The organism is Gammaproteobacteria bacterium (genome assembly GCA_032250735.1).
Taxonomy (GTDB): domain Bacteria; phylum Pseudomonadota; class Gammaproteobacteria; order SZUA-152; family SZUA-152; genus SZUA-152.
This window is the reverse complement of sequence record JAVVEP010000003.1, coordinates 153,365-171,158: the sequence shown is the minus strand read 5'-3', so window position 1 is coordinate 171,158 and position 17,794 is coordinate 153,365. Positions and strand designations below refer to the sequence as shown.

Annotated in this window: 17 protein-coding genes and 1 pseudogene; 12 read left to right on the top strand and 6 right to left on the bottom strand. The window is 58.6% G+C overall.

Annotated features, from left to right (window positions below; translation table 11 throughout):
- Positions 1-67: 67 nt before the first annotated feature.
- Positions 68-868, top strand: a complete 801-nt coding sequence (pstB, locus tag RRB22_03295; GenBank protein ID MDT8383418.1) for a phosphate ABC transporter ATP-binding protein PstB — start codon at positions 68-70, stop codon at positions 866-868.
- A gap of 96 nt (positions 869-964) precedes the next feature.
- Positions 965-1,678: a phosphate signaling complex protein PhoU gene (gene phoU, locus RRB22_03290; GenBank protein MDT8383417.1), complete on the top strand. Its 714-nt coding sequence runs from the start codon at positions 965-967 to the stop codon at positions 1,676-1,678.
- Positions 1,679-1,837: 159 nt separating this feature from the next.
- Here phoU and hemB read toward each other — a convergent pair whose 3' ends face one another.
- On the bottom strand, positions 1,838-2,857 hold the full coding sequence (gene hemB, locus RRB22_03285; GenBank protein ID MDT8383416.1) for a porphobilinogen synthase: 1,020 nt from the start codon (positions 2,855-2,857) through the stop codon (positions 1,838-1,840).
- Positions 2,858-3,653: 796 nt separating this feature from the next.
- Positions 3,654-4,283 (bottom strand): annotated as a pseudogene (locus tag RRB22_03280) (adenylate kinase).
- 522 nt (positions 4,284-4,805) lie between these two features.
- Between RRB22_03280 and RRB22_03275 the strand changes: the two are divergent.
- Positions 4,806-6,071: a 6-phosphofructokinase gene (locus RRB22_03275; protein ID MDT8383415.1), complete on the top strand. Its 1,266-nt coding sequence runs from the start codon at positions 4,806-4,808 to the stop codon at positions 6,069-6,071.
- A gap of 108 nt (positions 6,072-6,179) precedes the next feature.
- Here RRB22_03275 and RRB22_03270 read toward each other — a convergent pair whose 3' ends face one another.
- Positions 6,180-8,183, bottom strand: coding sequence for a sodium-translocating pyrophosphatase (locus RRB22_03270; protein MDT8383414.1), 2,004 nt, complete (start codon positions 8,181-8,183; stop codon positions 6,180-6,182).
- A 332-nt stretch (positions 8,184-8,515) separates the two neighbouring features.
- Here RRB22_03270 and ppa point away from each other — a divergent pair, with 332 nt between their 5' ends.
- The 3 genes from ppa to RRB22_03255 all read left to right on the top strand — a co-directional run bounded on the left by ppa (position 8,516) and on the right by RRB22_03255 (position 10,174).
- Positions 8,516-9,064, top strand: coding sequence for an inorganic diphosphatase (gene ppa, locus RRB22_03265; protein MDT8383413.1), 549 nt, complete (start codon positions 8,516-8,518; stop codon positions 9,062-9,064).
- A gap of 182 nt (positions 9,065-9,246) precedes the next feature.
- On the top strand, positions 9,247-9,804 hold the full coding sequence (locus RRB22_03260) for a metallophosphoesterase family protein (protein ID MDT8383412.1): 558 nt from the start codon (positions 9,247-9,249) through the stop codon (positions 9,802-9,804).
- Positions 9,805-9,853: 49 nt separating this feature from the next.
- The gene (locus tag RRB22_03255) at positions 9,854-10,174 is read left to right on the top strand and encodes an SET domain-containing protein (GenBank protein MDT8383411.1); all 321 of its coding nucleotides are present in this window, start codon (positions 9,854-9,856) and stop codon (positions 10,172-10,174) included.
- Positions 10,175-10,223: 49 nt separating this feature from the next.
- Here the strand turns inward: RRB22_03255 and RRB22_03250 are convergent, their stop codons facing one another.
- Together RRB22_03250 and RRB22_03245 are read right to left on the bottom strand one after the other, a co-directional pair.
- The gene (locus tag RRB22_03250; protein ID MDT8383410.1) at positions 10,224-10,673 is read right to left on the bottom strand and encodes a molybdenum cofactor biosynthesis protein MoaE; all 450 of its coding nucleotides are present in this window, start codon (positions 10,671-10,673) and stop codon (positions 10,224-10,226) included.
- A gap of 2 nt (positions 10,674-10,675) precedes the next feature.
- The gene (locus tag RRB22_03245) at positions 10,676-10,909 is read right to left on the bottom strand and encodes a MoaD/ThiS family protein (protein ID MDT8383409.1); all 234 of its coding nucleotides are present in this window, start codon (positions 10,907-10,909) and stop codon (positions 10,676-10,678) included.
- A 212-nt stretch (positions 10,910-11,121) separates the two neighbouring features.
- Here RRB22_03245 and moaC point away from each other — a divergent pair, with 212 nt between their 5' ends.
- The 4 genes from moaC to xerC all read left to right on the top strand — a co-directional run bounded on the left by moaC (position 11,122) and on the right by xerC (position 14,479).
- Positions 11,122-11,610, top strand: coding sequence for a cyclic pyranopterin monophosphate synthase MoaC (gene moaC, locus RRB22_03240; protein MDT8383408.1), 489 nt, complete (start codon positions 11,122-11,124; stop codon positions 11,608-11,610).
- 138 nt (positions 11,611-11,748) lie between these two features.
- Positions 11,749-12,582 (top strand): diaminopimelate epimerase, encoded by an 834-nt coding sequence (gene dapF / locus RRB22_03235; GenBank protein MDT8383407.1) that lies wholly within the window; start codon positions 11,749-11,751, stop codon positions 12,580-12,582.
- Between the two features lie 156 nt (positions 12,583-12,738).
- Positions 12,739-13,476, top strand: coding sequence for a DUF484 family protein (locus tag RRB22_03230; protein MDT8383406.1), 738 nt, complete (start codon positions 12,739-12,741; stop codon positions 13,474-13,476).
- Positions 13,477-13,567: 91 nt separating this feature from the next.
- Positions 13,568-14,479 (top strand): tyrosine recombinase XerC, encoded by a 912-nt coding sequence (gene xerC / locus RRB22_03225; GenBank protein ID MDT8383405.1) that lies wholly within the window; start codon positions 13,568-13,570, stop codon positions 14,477-14,479.
- 209 nt (positions 14,480-14,688) lie between these two features.
- On the opposite strand, the gene RRB22_03220 is transcribed toward xerC, so the two are convergent.
- Positions 14,689-15,477 (bottom strand): dienelactone hydrolase family protein, encoded by a 789-nt coding sequence (locus RRB22_03220; GenBank protein ID MDT8383404.1) that lies wholly within the window; start codon positions 15,475-15,477, stop codon positions 14,689-14,691.
- A 329-nt stretch (positions 15,478-15,806) separates the two neighbouring features.
- Here RRB22_03220 and hslV point away from each other — a divergent pair, with 329 nt between their 5' ends.
- Positions 15,807-16,373, top strand: a complete 567-nt coding sequence (hslV, locus tag RRB22_03215; protein MDT8383403.1) for an ATP-dependent protease subunit HslV — start codon at positions 15,807-15,809, stop codon at positions 16,371-16,373.
- Positions 16,373-17,749, top strand: coding sequence for an ATP-dependent protease ATPase subunit HslU (gene hslU / locus RRB22_03210; protein MDT8383402.1), 1,377 nt, complete (start codon positions 16,373-16,375; stop codon positions 17,747-17,749). Before hslV ends, hslU begins: the two co-directional genes overlap by 1 nt.
- Positions 17,750-17,794: the final 45 nt, after the last annotated feature.

The following is a 17,794-nucleotide window of genomic DNA, read 5'->3' as shown; positions in this document are numbered from 1 at the left end:
TTGAGTCGAGCGGATGAGTGAAACAGAAATGACGAACAAGGCGACCGCCCCCGGTCATGCCATCAAGATGGGTGACCTCGGACGTGGCCGCAAAATACTGAACCTGGCCAACGAGACCCCTTGCCTACAGGTAAAGGACCTCAATCTGTTCTACGGAGACAAGCAGGCCCTGTACGATATCAACATGGTGATCCCCAAGCAGCGGGTCACGGCCTACATCGGCCCTAGCGGTTGTGGCAAGTCGACCCTGTTGCGCTGCATCAATCGGATGAACGATCTGGTGGACGGGGTGCGCATCGACGGCAAGATCCTGCTGGATGAACAGGACATCTACGACAAGTCGGTGAACGTGTCGGATCTGCGCCGGCGGGTGGGTATGGTGTTCCAGAAACCCAATCCCTTTCCCAAATCCGTCTATGAGAATGTCGCCTATGGCCTGCGTCTGCAGGGCGTGAAGGATCGCCGCACCCTGGACGAGGTGGTGGAGAATGCGATCAAGGGCGCCGCACTGTGGGATGAGGTGAAGGACCGTCTGCACGACAGCGCCTTTGGCCTCTCCGGCGGTCAGCAGCAGCGGCTGGTGATTGCGCGCGCCATCGCCATCGAGCCCGAGGTGCTGTTGCTCGATGAGCCGGCCTCGGCGCTGGATCCAATCTCCACCCTGAAGATCGAGGAGCTGATCTACGAGCTGAAGGACAAGTACACCATCGTGATTGTCACCCATAATATGCAGCAGGCGGCGCGGGTGTCGGATTACACGGCCTTTATGTACATGGGGAAACTGATCGAATACGGTGATACCAACAAGCTGTTCACCAATCCGCGTCAGAAACAGACCGAAGACTATATTACCGGCCGTTACGGTTAGGCGGCGATCCGGTTATCCTGTTGCCGCGTCAGGACGGGATGAATTTGGCGGAAACACAACTAGAGTTATCACAGAACGACACAAGAGAGGCCAGGCATGGGAACAGGGAATATCAGCCACCACATTTCGCAACAGTTCAATGAAGAGCTGGAGGCGATTCGCCACAAGGTGCTGGCCATGGGCGGCCTGGTGGAAGAACAGATCAATAATGCGATCGCCGCCCTGGTTTCCGGCGATGTGGCGCAGGCGGAGGGTGTGATCAGTCGCGACTATCAGGTGAACGCCTACGAGGTGGAGATTGACGAGGAGTCGACACAGGTGCTGGCGCGGCGCCAGCCTGCGGCCGGGGATCTGCGCCTGATCGTCGCGGTGATCAAGACCATCACCGATCTGGAACGGATGGGCGATCAGGCGGAGAAGGTGGCCCGCATGGCGATCCATCTGGCCGACATGGAGCGGCCCAAAAACCAGTACAGCGAGCTGGCCCACCTGAGTGACCAGGTCAGTAAGATGTTGCACGGCGCGCTGGATGCCTTTGCGCGCATGGATGCCGAGGCCGCCGCCAACGTGGCGCAGGAAGACCTCAGGGTGGATGCGGAATATGATGCCATCATGCGCCAGATGATCACCTTCATGATGGAAGATCCGCGCAACGTGAAACGGACCCTGGACACCATGTGGTCGGCACGCGCGCTGGAGCGCATCGGCGATCATGCGCGCAATATGTGCGAATACGTGATTTATCTGGTGAAGGGCAAGGATGTCCGCCACATCAGTCTGGAAGAGATGTCGAAAGAGGCGCGTGAATAGCGCCAGCCTTCAGTAAACCCACACAGCGCCCGAGCAGGGCGGCGACACTAAAAGGCCGGAGGCGATCAGTCGTCTCCGGCCTTTTTAGTTGCGCGATTGGTTGCGCGATGCAGGGCGCGGTATGCAGCGGGGATGGGTGTGCTCTTTCTGGCGCGGCCCTCAGCCGCCTTCCTTCAGCCAGCTGGCCACCCGCTTGGCAAAATAGGTGAGCACGCCATCGGCGCCGGCGCGTTTGAAGCTTAATAATGATTCCATGACCACCGCCTTTTCATCCAGCCAGCCATTTTGCGCGGCGGCCATCAGCATCGCGTATTCACCGCTGACCTGGTAGGCGTAAGTGGGCGCGCCGAACTGGTCTTTGACGCGGCGCACAATATCGAGATAGGGCATGCCGGGCTTGATCATTACCATGTCGGCGCCTTCATCCAGGTCCATGCCGACCTCCCACAGGGCCTCGTTGCTGTTGGCGGGATCCATTTGATAGGTGTATTTATTGCCCGCACCCAGATTGGCCGAGGAACCGACGGCATCACGAAAGGGGCCGTAAAAACTGGAGGCGTACTTGGCGGCATAGGCCAGGATGCGGGTATGGATGTAACCATTGGCCTCCAGTGCGGCACGGATGGCACCGATACGGCCATCCATCATGTCCGAGGGCGCCACCACATCGGCACCCGCCTCGGCGTGTGATACGGCCTGTTTGACCAGCACCTCGATGGTCTCATCATTCATCACATAACCAGTGTCATCGATCAGGCCGTCCTGCCCGTGGGTAGTGAAGGGGTCCAGCGCCACATCCGTAATCACCCCCAGCTCAGGATGGGCGGCCTTTAGGGCGCGCACGGCGCGCTGAGCAAGGCCGTCCGGGTTAAAGGCCTCGCGGGCATCCAGGGACTTGACCCCCGCAGGTGTAACCGGAAACAGCGCGACCGCGGGGATGCCCAGTGCAACCAGCTCAGCGGCCTCTTTCAGTAACTCGTCAATGCTGACCCGTTCCACGCCGGGCATGGAGGGTATGGCCTCACGTTGCCCGGTGCCCTCGAGGACAAACATCGGGTAGATCAGGTCATCCACGGAGAGGCGGGACTCGCGCATCAGGCGACGGCTGAAGTCATCACGGCGCATACGGCGCATGCGAACGGTGGGATAGCGGCCTTTGCCCGTTTCAAGTCTGGACACGATGATTAACTCCTGCTGGCTGTTGGTGGGAATAAGTGTGTTCTGTAATGGGGCATGAATATCGGCGGAAGAAGGTTGCGATAGGCGCGCTGTGTATCATTAATGACGGTATCGCCGGCTGGATGCCCTGATTTACGGCGATATTGCGCGAAAAAAGCCCAAAAAAAACGGGCACGCAGGATATCCTGTGTGCCCGATTGTAATAGCGCCCCCTGCTGGAAACAAGCCAGGGGGGCAAGCCTTCAGCCGTTTATGATGCCTTTTTGGCTGGTGCTTTCTTTTTAGCAACCTTCTTTTTGGCAGCCGGTTTCTTCTTGGCTACCGCTTTCTTTTTGGCGGCCGGTTTCTTCTTGGCTACCTTTTTCTTGGCTACTGCCTTCTTTTTGGCAGCTGGTTTTTTCTTGGCTACCGCCTTCTTTTTGGCGGCCGGCTTTTTCTTGGCTACTGCCTTCTTTTTAGCAACCGGTTTTTTCTTGGCTACTTTTTTCTTTACTGCTTTTTTCTTTACTGCTGTTTTCGCGGCTGGCTTTTTGGCCACGGCTTTTTTCTTAACGACCTTCTTCTTCACTGCTTTCTTTTTCACCGCCATGATCTTCGTCTCCTTAGTGGCACCATTGTTTGCTTGTTTTGATTCTACTGCTGACCTTGTTTCGGTTTTTTCTGGAACTTCTTTAGCTTTTAGATCTAATTTAGTTGTTTTTTCAGAAGTTTCCACCTTTGGGGTGGGTGCCTCTGCCGTTTTTGCCTGTTTAGGCGCTGCAAATTTGCCTGTGTCCGCTGGCATTTGTTCTACTGCCTTACACACACGGGCAAAAATTCTATCAATTTCGCCGCTACCTTCGATGACCGATAGCTTACCTTGTATCTGATAGTGCCGGACCATCGGCTCGGTCTGTGTTTCAAAGATACGGAGACGATTGACGATGGTGTCTTCGTTATCGTCGGCACGATGATGCAGGGTGCCTCCGCATAAATCACAATGACCATCCATTTTTGGCGGCGAGGTGTAGATATTGTACATCTGCCCGCATGACCTGCAGGTACGGCGGCCGGCGATGCGCTGTATCAGCAGATCAAAATCCACATTGATCAGTATGGCAAGCTGCAGCGGGCGACCTAATCGATTGAGGAGGGTGTCGAGGGCTGCTGCCTGGGGTAAATTTCGTGGGAAACCGTCGAGGATGAAACCTTTTTGCGTGTCTGTGTTGCTGAGCCGTTCCTCTACCATGCCAAGTACGATTTGATCCGAAACCAGCTGGCCGGCATCCATCGCGGCCTTGGCCTCTAATCCCAGGGGGGTTTGCTCAGCGACTGCGGCTCGAAGCAGATCACCGGTGGAAATCTGCGGTATCTTGTATTTCGCCGCTAATTTTATTGCTTGTGTGCCCTTTCCGGACCCAGGCGCGCCGACTAGTACGATCCTCAACTCGGCAGCCTCCCCCTTGGTGAACTCTGGTGTTTAAAAACGGTGTTTAAAAACGTTGATAAAAAGGTTGTTAAAAACAGCTGTAAAACGTACTGCCAGGTGATCCTCTACAAGCGTATTTAACCCAATCTAACAAGCCATAACATCAAAACCCGGTGTTGAAGCCGCCGAATCCAGGATACCTTTTTGACGTAACTGTATGTAATGCGTATGTAATGCATTGCATCTATACATAATTTTCGCTAAACGTACTCTTATGTTATTAGGTAAGTCAATACTTGGTGCGATGAAATTTATTATTCGAGATGCTTCCTGTTGGTGTATTTTGCTCTACAAAATGGTCGCGCGGTTTTGTCGGGGTAGCGTGTCCAGTTTAAGCAGGTGTGTTTGAGTACGGTTTTTGTAGGCTGAAACGTATGTCTGGTGTGTTGGCGGTTATCGGGTGTTGGGTTGGTGCAGGGTGATTGATTCTATCCAGTGAAAATTAACCATTAAATAAATGTATTCGGGAGAGATGACGGTATGACTAAAAAAAATGCTTTTTACGCGCAATCAGGCGGGGTTACCGCGGTGATCAATGCGAGTGCCTGCGGGGTGATCGAAACGGCTCGCAAGCACAAGGATAAAATCGGCAAGGTGTATGCGGGTCGAAACGGCATCATCGGCGCCTTAACCGAAGACCTGATCGATACCAGCAAGGACTCAGCGCGTTCCATTGCGGCGCTGCGGCATACCCCTTCCGGTGCATTTGGCTCCTGTCGATACAAACTTAAGGGTCTGGATACGAATCGTGCCGAGTATGAGCGTCTGATCGAGGTATTTGCGGCGCATAACATCGGTTATTTCTTTTATAACGGGGGGGGTGATTCCGCGGATACCTGTCTGAAGGTATCGCAGATTTCAAAATCCCTGGGCTATCCCATTCAGGCGATCCATGTGCCGAAGACGGTCGATAATGACCTGCCGATTACCGATAACTGCCCCGGTTTTGGTTCGGTGGCCAAGTATGTGGCGGTGTCCATTCGTGAGGCGGCGTTTGACGTGGCCTCCATGGCAAAAACCTCGACCAAGGTGTTTGTGATGGAGGTGATGGGCCGCCATGCCGGCTGGATTGCGGCTGCCGGTGGGCTCGCGGCAGAACAGGAGGGTGATGCGCCGCATATCATTCTGTTCCCGGAGGTAGTGTTTGATGAGCGCAAGTTCATGGCCCGGGTGAAGAAGACGGTGGATGCCTATGGTTACTGCGCTATCGTGGTATCAGAGGGTGTGCGCTACAAGGACGGCACCTTTCTGGCCGAGGCAGGCACGCGCGATGCCTTTGGTCATGCCCAGCTCGGTGGGGTTGCGCCGGTGGTGGCACAGATGATCCAGGCCAAGCACGGTTATAAATATCACTGGGCGGTGGCGGATTATCTGCAACGCGCCGCACGGCATATCGCATCCAGGACCGATGTGGAGCAGGCCTACGCCGTGGGTAAGGCCGCCGTGGAGATGGCCTTGAAGGGCAAGAATGCGGTGATGCCGACGATCAAGCGGACCTCGAACAGCCCCTACAAGTGGGAGATCGGTGAGGCGAAGCTGGCACGCGTTGCCAATGTCGAGAAGATGATGCCGGACAATTACATCAGCAAGGATGGCTTCCATATCACCCAGCGCTGTCGGAATTATTTACAGCCCCTGATTCAGGGCGAGGACTATCCGCCGTTCAAGAATGGCCTGCCCCAGTACGTGACGTTGAAAAACGTGGCGGTGAAAAAGAAACTGGAGAAGGGTTTTACGGTGAAATAGCCTGCGGTCTGGTTCGGGTGCCGATGAATATCTGGGCGATACCCCGAGGCGAATAAAAAAGGGCTGTCCACAGGGGCAGCCCTTTTTTTGTTGGGGTGATGGCGCGGCTTAGGTCAGCAGCGGCGCAATCACCAGTGAGACAATCGCCAGCACGTTGATGAGGATGTTCATGGACGGGCCGGAGGTGTCCTTGAAGGGGTCGCCGACGGTGTCGCCCACCACGCAGGCCTTGTGCACATCCGAACCCTTGCCGCCGAGGTTGCCCTTTTCGACATATTTCTTGGCGTTATCCCAGGCGCCGCCGGCATTGGCCATCATCAATGCCATCAGCACGCCGGCCACCAGTGCACCACCCAGCATGCCGCCCAGGGCCTCGGCACCGAGACCGAAGCCGACCACCGGTGGCGCGGCAACGGCAAGTATGCCGGGCAGGATCATCTTCTTTAACGCGGCGTTGGTGGCGATCTCGATGCAGCGGGCGGTGTCCGGTTTGCCGGTGCCTTCCATGATGCCGGGGATCTCGCGAAACTGACGACGAATCTCCTTTATCATTTCAAAGGCGGCATCACCGACCGCGGTCATGGTCAGTGAACTCACCAGCATGGGAAAGATGCCGCCGATGAACATGCCGGCCAGTACCACCGGGTTGGTGAGTTGCAGATCGAAGTCGGCGATGTTGGCGGACACCACTTCCACATAGGCCGCAATGATGGCCAATGCCGCCAGGGCTGCGGCGCCGATGGCGAAGCCTTTGCCGATGGCGGCGGTAGTGTTGCCCAGCTCATCCAGCGAGTCGGTGATTTTGCGGGTCTCCTCACCAAGCCCGGCCATTTCGGCGATGCCGCCGGCATTGTCGGCCACCGGCCCGTACGCATCGATGGCCATGGTGATGCCCACGGTCGCCAGCATGCCCACGGCCGCGATGCCGACGCCATAGAGGCCCACCAGGTTGGTGGAGATGAGGATGATGGCGGCGATGGTGAGCAGCGGCAGTACCACGGATTGCATGCCGACGGAGAGCCCGGTGATCATCACCGTCGCCGGTCCGGTCTCACCGGATTTAGCGATATGACGCACCGGTGCGCCGGCCGTGTAGTACTCGGTGACCAGCCCAATGATGATGCCGCCCACCGCGCCGACCAGCACCGCGCCCCAGACGCGGGGGCTGATGCCCACGGCGCCAATCACAAAATAGGCGGCGATGATAAACAGGACTGCCGCGCCCATGGTACCGATGCGCAGTGCCACCTCCGGGGCCTTGGCGGAAAAGGATTTCACCAGCAGGATACCCAGCACGGAACAGATGAGGCCCACCGAGGCCAGCGCCAGCGGCAGGAACATCAGGTCCTGTTGCTGGCCTAGCGGGTCCATGATGTCCACGGCCATGGTGGAGGCGATGGCGATGGTGGCGATGATCGCCCCGCAGTAGGACTCGAAGATGTCCGAGCCCATGCCGGCCACATCGCCGACGTTGTCGCCGACGTTGTCGGCGATCACGCCGGGGTTACGTGGGTCATCCTCCGGGATTCCGGCCTCGATCTTGCCGACCAGGTCGGCACCCACATCCGCGCTCTTGGTGAAGATGCCGCCACCGACGCGGGAAAACAGCGCAACGCTGGAGGCGCCCATGCCGAAGCCGTGGATCACGTGAGCCGTGTGGGGGTCGCCACCATAGAAGAGATACAGAGAGCCCAGCCCCAGCAGCCCGACCGAGGCCACCGTCATGCCCATGATGGAGCCGCCGAAGAAGGCCACCGTCAGCGCCGCCGCGGCACCTTCGTTGTGTGCGGCGGTGGTGGTGCGGGTATTGGCCTGGGTGGCGGTGTACATGCCGATGTAACCCGCCGAGGCGGAACACACCGCGCCGACGATAAAGGCAATGGCCGTATCCACGCCGAGAGAGAAATACAGCAGCACGATGATGACGCCGGCAAACATCGCCAGCAGGGTATATTCACGCTTGATGAATACCATGGCGCCCAGGTGGATGGCCTCGCCGATCTCGGCGACCTTGCCTCCCCCCACCGGCTTGCGCTTGACGACGCCGTAAAGGAGTAACGCGATAAAGAGCCCCAAAACGCCTAAAACTGGTGGTGCGAGTGTGATATCCATTGCCACGACTTCCCCCTTGTTAACCTGATTTATTGTTGGTGGATAAACGACGTCCTTCATTAGTGCTTGAATGGTGCAAATGCCAGCAGCGCCGGGGTCTGCAGAGTTCCTCGCCCCCGCGATCTGCGGTACACTTACTCTACTCGCAAGGATCGGCAGAAGCCATACACCGCGTTGGCGGGCGCTTCACGATCGACAGCAGGCGCGAGGCTGTCTTTAATGCACTTTCTGAAAAAGGCCGTATCGCGGCCTTTTCCGTTTGTGATGGTATGTGGTGTTAGTTATTCAAATTCGATGCCCAGCGTAGGGCGCCATTATCCGGGAGTAAATACATGAATCTTGATCGAGTCAGCTCCGGCGCTGACGTGCCGAATGACATTAATGTCATTATTGAAATTCCGTCGCACAGCGACCCGGTAAAATATGAGGTCGACAAGGAAACCGGCGCCATGTTTGTGGACCGTTTCATGAACACTGCCATGTTTTATCCGTGTAACTACGGCTACATCCCCCATACCCTGTCTGAGGACGGCGATGCGGCCGACGTGCTGGTGGTGACGCCGACGGCACTGATCAGCGGTTCGGTGATCCGCTGTCGCCCTGTCGGCATGCTGAAGATGACGGACGAATCCGGTGTGGATGGCAAGATTCTCGCCGTGCCGGTGGACAAGCTGGCCGTCCAGTATCGGGGTGTCGAAAAACTGGACGATATGCCGCAGCTGTTGCTGGACCAGATCGCCCATTTTTTTGAGCACTATAAGGATCTCGAAAACAACAAGTGGGTAAAGATCGATGGCTGGGTGGGTATCGACGAGGCCAAGGCAGAGATAGTGGCCTCGGTCGAACGCTACAAAGCAGCGCCGGAAAAACCGGTCTTCTAGTCGACCGGCTTTTGTCAGTTACGCCTGTTGAAAACTTCAGCCAAGAACTTACCTGCCGGAGAGAGGTCAACAGCATGCACAGAATGCCCGCCGGGCAGGGTGAAGTCCGCAGCAGGTTTGAAGTCAGTTTGAAGTAATGAAGTAATTAAGTAATGAAGTAAAAAGGTAAGCAAGATAAGCCCATGAAAATCTGTATCGTTTCCGACAGCCATGACAACCGTCGCTTGCTAGACATTGCGGTAAAAGATGCCAAACAGCGCGGCGCCGAGGCGGTGCTGCACTGTGGTGACGTGGTGGCGCCTACCACCCTGCGGGTGTTGCAAAAATACGGCCTGCCGGTGCATGTCATTCATGGCAACAACACCGGTGATCTGTTCGCCACCTCGATGCTGTCGAATGAGCCGGACAGCGTGGTTACCTATCACGGTCAGGATGTGGGCCTGGAGCTGGCGGGGCGTAAAATATTCATCGTGCACTATCCACACTACGCGCGCGCCATGGGTGTCACCGGTGACTGGGACATGGTCTGTTGCGGCCACGATCATCGCGCCGAGATCGACAGCATTACCACCATCACCGGTTCTACTACCCTGTTCCTGAATCCCGGCACCGTCGCCGGGGTTGGCGCCCTGCCCACCTATATCATGGGTGATCTGGCCGACATGCAGTTTGAGATCATCTCGGTGCCGGTGGATCCCAACATGGCCTACAATATGCCGCATGTCACCGCGCACACGTGATGTGTCCGTAGCGTCGATAACGGCGCAGCGCTAAAAACGGAGCCCCTGCATGAACAAATCAAAATCGACCGCCAGCTTTTATGCCGAAGAGAGTCCTATCCATGGCAAGGGCCTGTTTGCCGCACGCCATATTGAGGCCGGCGAGGTGCTGGGTACGGTGTCCGGCAGATGGACAAAACGCAACGGCCCGTATGTGTTATGGGTGGAAGAGGATAAGGGCTTTCGGGTGGAATGCGATTTTCGGTTCATCAATCACAGCCCCGAACCCAATGCCGCCTATTACGATACCCTGGAGGTGTGTGCCTTGCGGGATATCAGGCCGGGCGAAGAGATTACCCATGATTATCAGTCGGAGGGGGCGTTTGAGTAGCCCGCCCGTCGGGTCGGTAGCCCGCGTGTAGTGCTGTTAATCAGTAACGCTAATCCGGCGTATTGTGCGCCACCCAACGGCGACCCTGCTCCGTCTGTTCCTGCTTCCAGAACGGGGCGCGGGACTTGAGTTCCTCAATCAGATAGCGACAGGCCTCAAAGGCCGCACTGCGATGCGCGGACCATACCGCCAGCAGCACGATGGGGTCGCTGGGCTGGATCTCGCCGTAGCGGTGAACGATGAGGGTGTCGAGAATATCCCAGCGCTGCCGGGCCTCGTCAGCAATGCTTTGCAGATGTCTCCGGGTCATCGCGGGGTAGTGTTCCAGCACCATGCCTTGCACGTCGGCGCCGTCATTAAAGTCGCGCATGGTGCCGATGAACAGGGTCGTGGCGCCAAACTTGCCCGCGAGTTGCGGTTGGGCATCCTGAAAGTCCTGGATCTCATTCCAGGGATCAAAGGGTTGGCCAAACAGTTTTACGTTGGACGGCGTGTCCACGGTCAGCCGCCGCTGACCGGGGGAAAGAAGGCGACCTCATCGCCATCCTTGACCGCCTGCTCGCCATCGGCATATTCCATATTGACGGCGATCAGGGTGTTGGCCGGGCGTTCCCGCCCACCGGTGGCGACTGCCCAGGCCTCGGCGGCCGTGGCGATGCCGTCCGCCGTCAACTGGCAATCGGCGCGGCCGATGGATTCCCGCAGGCTGGCAAAAAATTTCACAGTGATGCTCATGACGCCTCTCAGTATACTATCGGTTCTGCGTTTGATGCAGTGAGGTCGCGATTGTTCCGTCGCTGGGTGTTTTTCAGCGCTGAGAGCCTGTGAAAAAACCGTCGGCCTACTGCGGCTGTCGATTTTTTCACAGGCTCTGAGTGTTCCGCGGCCCGGCGCGAAAAATCCATACCCCCATTGAGAATGCCTACGTCTACAGTGAGAGCCACAGCATGAGCAAAACTGATTCCGGATTGACCCATTTTAACCAGGCCGGCGAGGCCCACATGGTGGATGTGGGCGATAAGGCCGTGACCCAGCGCAGCGCCGTCGCCGAAGGGCGCATCGTGATGTTACCCGAGACCCTGCGGCTCATCATCAGCGGCCAGCATGGCAAGGGCGACGTTTTGGGCGTCGCGCGGGTGGCGGGCATCATGGCGGCGAAAAAGACCGCGGAACTGATACCGCTGTGTCATCCCCTGGCCATTAGCAGGGTGACTGTGGAACTGGAACCGGCGGAGGACGAAAACGCCGTGGTGTGCCGCGCCACGGTGCAAACCAGCGGCCAGACCGGGGTGGAGATGGAGGCCCTCACCGCGGTGCAGATTGCCCTGCTCACGGTGTATGACATGTGCAAGGCCGTCGATCGCGGCATGGTGATGGGCGGTATCGGACTGTTGGAAAAGCGCGGGGGTAAATCGGGGCATTGGCGGCGTGAGTGAGGGGTGGCGGGTGCCGCAGCCTATATCGCAGCCTATATATAGAGGGTGGTGGGGCGGCCTGCTGCCCAATGCCGGAATCGAGGGCGTCAGAGAGGGCCGGCAGTTGAATACTCGCCGACAGTCTGCAACCATCAGCGCATGAAAATAGCCTTCACAAAAATGCAGGGCCTGGGGAATGATTTTGTGGTGATCGATGCCATTCATCAGTCATTTCACCTGAGCCCGGAGCAGGTGCGATTTATCGCCGACCGTCACCGTGGGGTGGGCTGTGACCAGGTTTTGCTGGTGGAGCCCCCGGATTCTGATGAAGTGGATTTCAGGTATCGTATTTATAATCAGGATGGTGGAGAAGTGGGTCAGTGTGGCAATGGAGCCCGCTGTTTTGCGCGATTTGTGGTAGACAACCACCTTACCGACAAGACCGAGATCGTCGTGAAAACCGCCTCCGGGGTGATCCGGCCGCGCTTGGAGGCCGATGGTCAGGTGACGGTGGACATGGGCGTGCCGAATTTTGCCCCTCAAAGCCTGCCGTTTGAGGCGAATGTGGAGTCCGATCGCTATAAATTGGCTTTAATTGATGGCGAGGTGGAGATTGGAGCTGTTTCCATGGGTAATCCACACGCGGTTGTGCAGGTGGAAGACGTCGATGCGGCCCCGGTCTCCAGCTGGGGGCCGGCGATCGAAGGCCACCCCCGTTTTCCGCAGCGGGTCAACGTGGGGTTTATGCAGGTCCTGTCGCGCGCGCAGTTGCGGCTGCGTGTCTATGAGCGCGGCGCCGGTGAAACCCAGGCCTGTGGCACCGGCGCCTGTGCCGCCATGGCGGTGGCGCATCAATGGGGAATGGTGGATGATGCCGTAACGGTGCAGCTGCCGGGCGGGGAGCTTTTGATACGCTGGGCGGGTGGGCGGTCGCCACTGCTGATGACCGGGCCGGCACAGACGGTGTTTGAGGGGACGATCGATCTGGGGTGAGCCTGCGGTCATGGTTTTGTACGTGTACTGTAATCGTGTTGTATCGAGGATGCAGTCATCGGCGCGCCATACCACCTAAGACCGACAGATTCCTCGTTGCTATAAAGATGGACGGTCGGTACGGGTGAAAAATAGGTAAAAACACGGGTAAATAATGTGAGCAAGCAAGAAACCACGGCACCAGAATCCACCAGGCCGGCTCAGTCGCTGGATGAGCAGGCTGTCGCCGATTACCTGCGTCGGCATCCCCACTTTTTTGAAAACAAGCCTACCCTGTTGGCCGACCTGCGGATTCCCCATACCGCGGGTTCGGCGGTGTCGCTGGTGGAGCGTCAGGTCGCCGTACTGCGTGACAGCAATACCGGCCTGCAGGATCAGTTACAGAGCCTGATCCAGGTGGCGAGAGAAAATGACCGGCTCAATGGCCTGTTGCAGAAACTGACCCTGCGGTTGATCGAGTGCGGCAATCTGGGCGACCTGCTGGCCCTGATCGACATCCGTCTGCGCCAGGACTTTTCGGCGGATCGGGTGACCGTGCAACTGTTGTCGACGCCGAAGGACGGGGCGCTGGCCACGCGCCCCGAGTTTGTGCGCGATGCGGATGCCTTGCGGGGCCTTTTTCAGCGCCTGCTGGGCGCAGGAAAACCCTATTGCGGCCAGCTCAAGGCGGAACAGCTGGAGGCGCTGTTTGGCGAACAGGCCGCCGAGGTGGGTTCCGCCGCGCTAATGCCCCTGAGTCGGCGCAATGGAGGCGGGCAGGGCGAGCTGGGCCTGATCGCCATCGGCAGCTTCGAGCGCCGGCGTTTTCACAGCGCGGTGGATACGGCCTTTCTGGGCCGCATGTCGGAGATCATCGCGGCCACCCTGCAGGGGTATCTGCGGGCCGATGACTAAACGGGGCCTGAGAGCCTGTGAAAAAACCGTCGGCCGCAGTAGGCCGACGGTTTTTTCACAGGCCCTGAGATTTTAAGGGCGGCTGGCCATCATGCAGGAGAGCGCCCGGCGGTGGATTGATCGTTTCCTGTCCCACCTGCAAAACGAGCGGCGACTCTCGCCGCACACCCTCAGCAATTACCGGTGCGACCTGTTGGCCACGGCAGACTATTGCGCTGTGGCCGGCGTGGCCGACTGGTCGGCGCTGGATGCAAAACAGCTGCGGAGCTATCTGGCGGCCCGCCACCGACAGGGTATCGGCGGGCGCAGCCTGGCGCGGGCGCTGTCGACCCTGCGCAGCTTTTTGCGCTATCTGGTGCGCGAGGGCGAGCTGAAAAACAACGTCGCGCAGGGCGTGCAGGCCCCGAAGGCGCCGCGCAAACTCCCCGAGCCCCTGGATGTGGACGAGATGACGCGGCTGCTGTCACCCGCCGGGGCCGCCGATGACCCGCTGATGTTGCGGGATAACGCCATGCTGGAGCTGATGTATTCCGCCGGTCTGCGACTGGCCGAGCTGGTGTCGCTGAATGTGGGCGAGATCGACCTGCACGAGGGCAGTGTCGCGGTGACGGGTAAGGGCGGAAAGGCGCGCGTGGTACCGGTGGGGCGTTATGCCTGCGAGGCGCTGGTGAAATGGCAGACCCGGCGGGCGGGCCTGGCCCATGAAAATGAACCGGCCCTGTTTGTGAGCCAGCGCGGGGGACGGCTGAGCCCGCGCGCGGTGCAGCTGCGCTTTCGGCAACGCGGGGTGCAGCAGGGTCTCGACAGTCGGGTGCATCCCCATAAACTGCGCCACGCCTTCGCCAGCCACCTGCTCGAATCCAGCGGTGATCTGCGCGCGGTGCAGGAGCTACTGGGCCATGCGGATATCGCCACCACCCAGATATACACCCACCTGGACTTTCAGCACCTCGCCGAGGTGTACGACCGCGCCCATCCGCGGGCGCGGAAGAAGAAGGGATAGTGCTGAGGATTAAGTGCTAAGTGCTGAGTAAAAGCCGCAGATCGTTGCGTGGCACTTAGCGGTAAGAAAACATGCGGCGCAATGCCCTTCGGTAATTGCGCTCTACGCACTGTAGGAGCCGAGCCCCCTCGGCGATTCAACCTCAACAATTTCACCAACCCGACCCATCGGCCAGGGGCTGGCCTCCTATTCAGCACTACGAACCGCGTCTAGCGGAAAACCTTGTTAAGGAACTGCTGCAACTCCGCCCAGGATTTCTCATCCGCCTCGGCGTTGTATTCCAGCGGCATGTTGAACTTCTGGCCGTTGGCGGTTGCGTCGGGATTGGTGAAGGCGTGCTTGGCGTTGGGGTAGTTGATGAACTGGTAGTCCACGCCGGCGTTCTGCATTTCCTGTTTGAACGCCTCGATCTGCTCGGGCTTGGTGAAGGGATCGGCCTCGCCGTTCATTACCAGCACTTTGGCCTGTATCTGACCTTTCTGCGCCGGGGTCGATGTGCCGAGGCTACCGTGGAAGCTGGCGACGCCGTCGAGGTCGAGGCCGCGGCGCGCCATCTCCAGCACCACGCCGCCGCCGAAGCAGTAGCCGATGGCGGCGATCTCGTCGCCCGTGACGCTGGGCTGGGATTGCAGCACCTCCATCGCCGCCTTGAAGCGTGCCTCGGCCACCGGCATGTTCTTGCTCACCTCGCCGGAGAATTTGCCGGCATCATCCGGGTGCGCGGCCTGTTTACCGTCGCCGTACATGTCTACCGCCAGGGCGGTGTAACCCAGCTCGGCCAGCATGCGCGCCCGTTTGCGGGCGTAGTCGTTATGCCCCCACCACTCATGCACCACCAAAATGCCGGGACGCTTGCCGGTTTTCGCGGTATCCACCGCCAGATAACCCTTGAGCGTGGTGTCGCCCGCCTGATAGCTGACTTCGGTGCCCTTGACCTCGGCCCAGGCCGACACGGCGCTGGCGATGAAAAGGCTGGCTGCGATGATGAGCTGCTTCATGTGAATTCCTCGAAAGTGGTGTGGTGATCGGTACACGCACGGATCATCGGTGATGGATTACCGGCGGCTTTTTGTTGCTGTGTTTGCTACTGTGTTTATGGCAATTGAGCTCTGGTTATCAGTTTGGTTATAAGTTCGGTGTGGCTTCGGTTGAGGGATAGCTTAGCGGGTTATTAAGTGCAAGGCTAAAAGCGCAAGCTTAAAAGTACAAGGCCAGGAATTCCTCGCCCCGCGATGAAATCATGTAAAATCGTGCTTTGCGACGCGATCCCTACCGCGGCGCGCATGCACATAGCCCGCCTTCTGGCGACGAAAGAGGACTCAAGGATTTGGAACAATATCACGGCACGACCATCCTCTCGGTACGGCGCGGCGACGCGGTGGTGATCGGCGGCGACGGTCAGGTTTCCATGGGTAATACCATCATGAAGGGCAATGCACGCAAAGTGCGGCGCCTCTATCACGGCAAGGTGGTGGCCGGGTTCGCAGGCGGTACGGCGGACGCCTTTACCCTGTTCGAGCGCTTTGAGGGCAAACTGGAAAAACACCAGGGCCACCTCACGCGTGCCGCCGTGGAGCTGGCCAAGGACTGGCGCACGGATCGCATGCTGCGTCGGCTGGAGGCGCTGTTATCTGTGGCCGATGAGACCGCCTCGCTGGTGATCTCGGGTAACGGTGATGTGATCGAGCCGGAGTATGATGTGATCGCCATCGGTTCCGGTGGCTCCTTTGCCGAGGCCGCGGCTCGTGCGCTGATGCAGAACACCGAACTGGGCGCGCGCGATATCTGTGAAAAGGCGTTGAAGATTGCCTCGGAGATCTGCGTGTTTACCAACGACCACTTCACCCTCGAGGAATTGCGCGTGGGTGATGCACACAAGGGGGCAGGTCAATAATGCCGTCACCGAAGGATGAACTGCAGGCGCAGATGACCCCGCGCGAGATTGTGCAGGAACTGGATAAGCACATTATCGGCCAGGCCGATGCCAAGCGTGCCGTGGCCATTGCGCTACGCAACCGCTGGCGGCGTTCGCAGGTGGCGGATGCCCTGAAGGGCGAGATCACGCCCAAGAATATATTGATGATCGGGCCGACCGGGGTGGGCAAGACCGAGATCGCGCGACGTCTGGCCAGGCTGGCCAATGCCCCCTTTGTGAAGGTCGAGGCCACCAAGTTTACCGAGGTCGGTTATGTGGGGCGTGACGTGGAATCCATTATCCGCGACCTGGTCGACATTTCCATCAAACTGGTGCGGGAAACGGAGATAAAAAAGGTGCGCTTCCGCGCGGAAGAGGCGGCGGAGGACCGTATCCTCGATGTCCTGTTACGCCCGGCCCGGCCCAGTAATCTTGGCTTCGGCGGGACGGGGACAGCGGAAGCGGAGGACGCGACCGAGTCATCGACGCGGCAGAAATTCCGCAAAAAGCTGCGCGAGGGGGATCTCGATGACAAGGAGGTCGAGATCGAACTCAGCGCCAGTCCGGTGGGCGTGGAGATTATGGCGCCGCCGGGCATGGAGGAGATGACCAGCCAGTTGCAGGGCCTGTTTCAGAACATCGGCAGCGGTCGCACCCATACCCGCAAGCTGCGCATCAAGGATGCCCTGAAGCTGCTGGTGGACGAAGAGGCCGGCAAGCTGCTTAACGAGGAAGAGATCAAGCTGCGCGCGGTGGACAACGTCGAGCAAAACGGCATCGTGTTTCTCGATGAGATGGACAAGATCTGCAAACGCGGCGAAAGCTCAGGCCCGGATGTGTCGCGCGAGGGTGTGCAGCGTGACCTGTTGCCGCTGGTGGAAGGCTCCACGGTAACCACCAAATACGGCATGGTAAAAACCGATCACATCCTGTTTATCGCCTCGGGCGCGTTTCATCTGTCCAAGCCGTCGGACCTGATTCCGGAACTACAGGGACGTCTGCCGATACGGGTGGAGCTCAATGCACTCAGTACCGAAGACTTTGTGCGCATCCTCACCGAACCCGATGCCTCACTCACCGAACAGTACATCGCCCTGCTGGGCACCGAGGGTGTCAGCCTGTCATTCTCCGCCGAGGGGATTCTGCGCATCGCCGAGGTCGCCTGGATGGTGAACGAACGCACCGACAATATCGGTGCGCGTCGATTACACACGGTGGTGGAACGCCTGCTGGAAGAGATCTCCTTTGCGGCAGCGGATCGAAGCGGTACCTCCGTGACGGTGGACGCCGCCTATGTTGACGAGCATCTCGGTGCGCTGGCCAAAGACGAAGATCTGAGTCGCTATATTCTTTAACCACCATTACGGTGTGTTAACCAACCAATGATTGACGGAGAATGG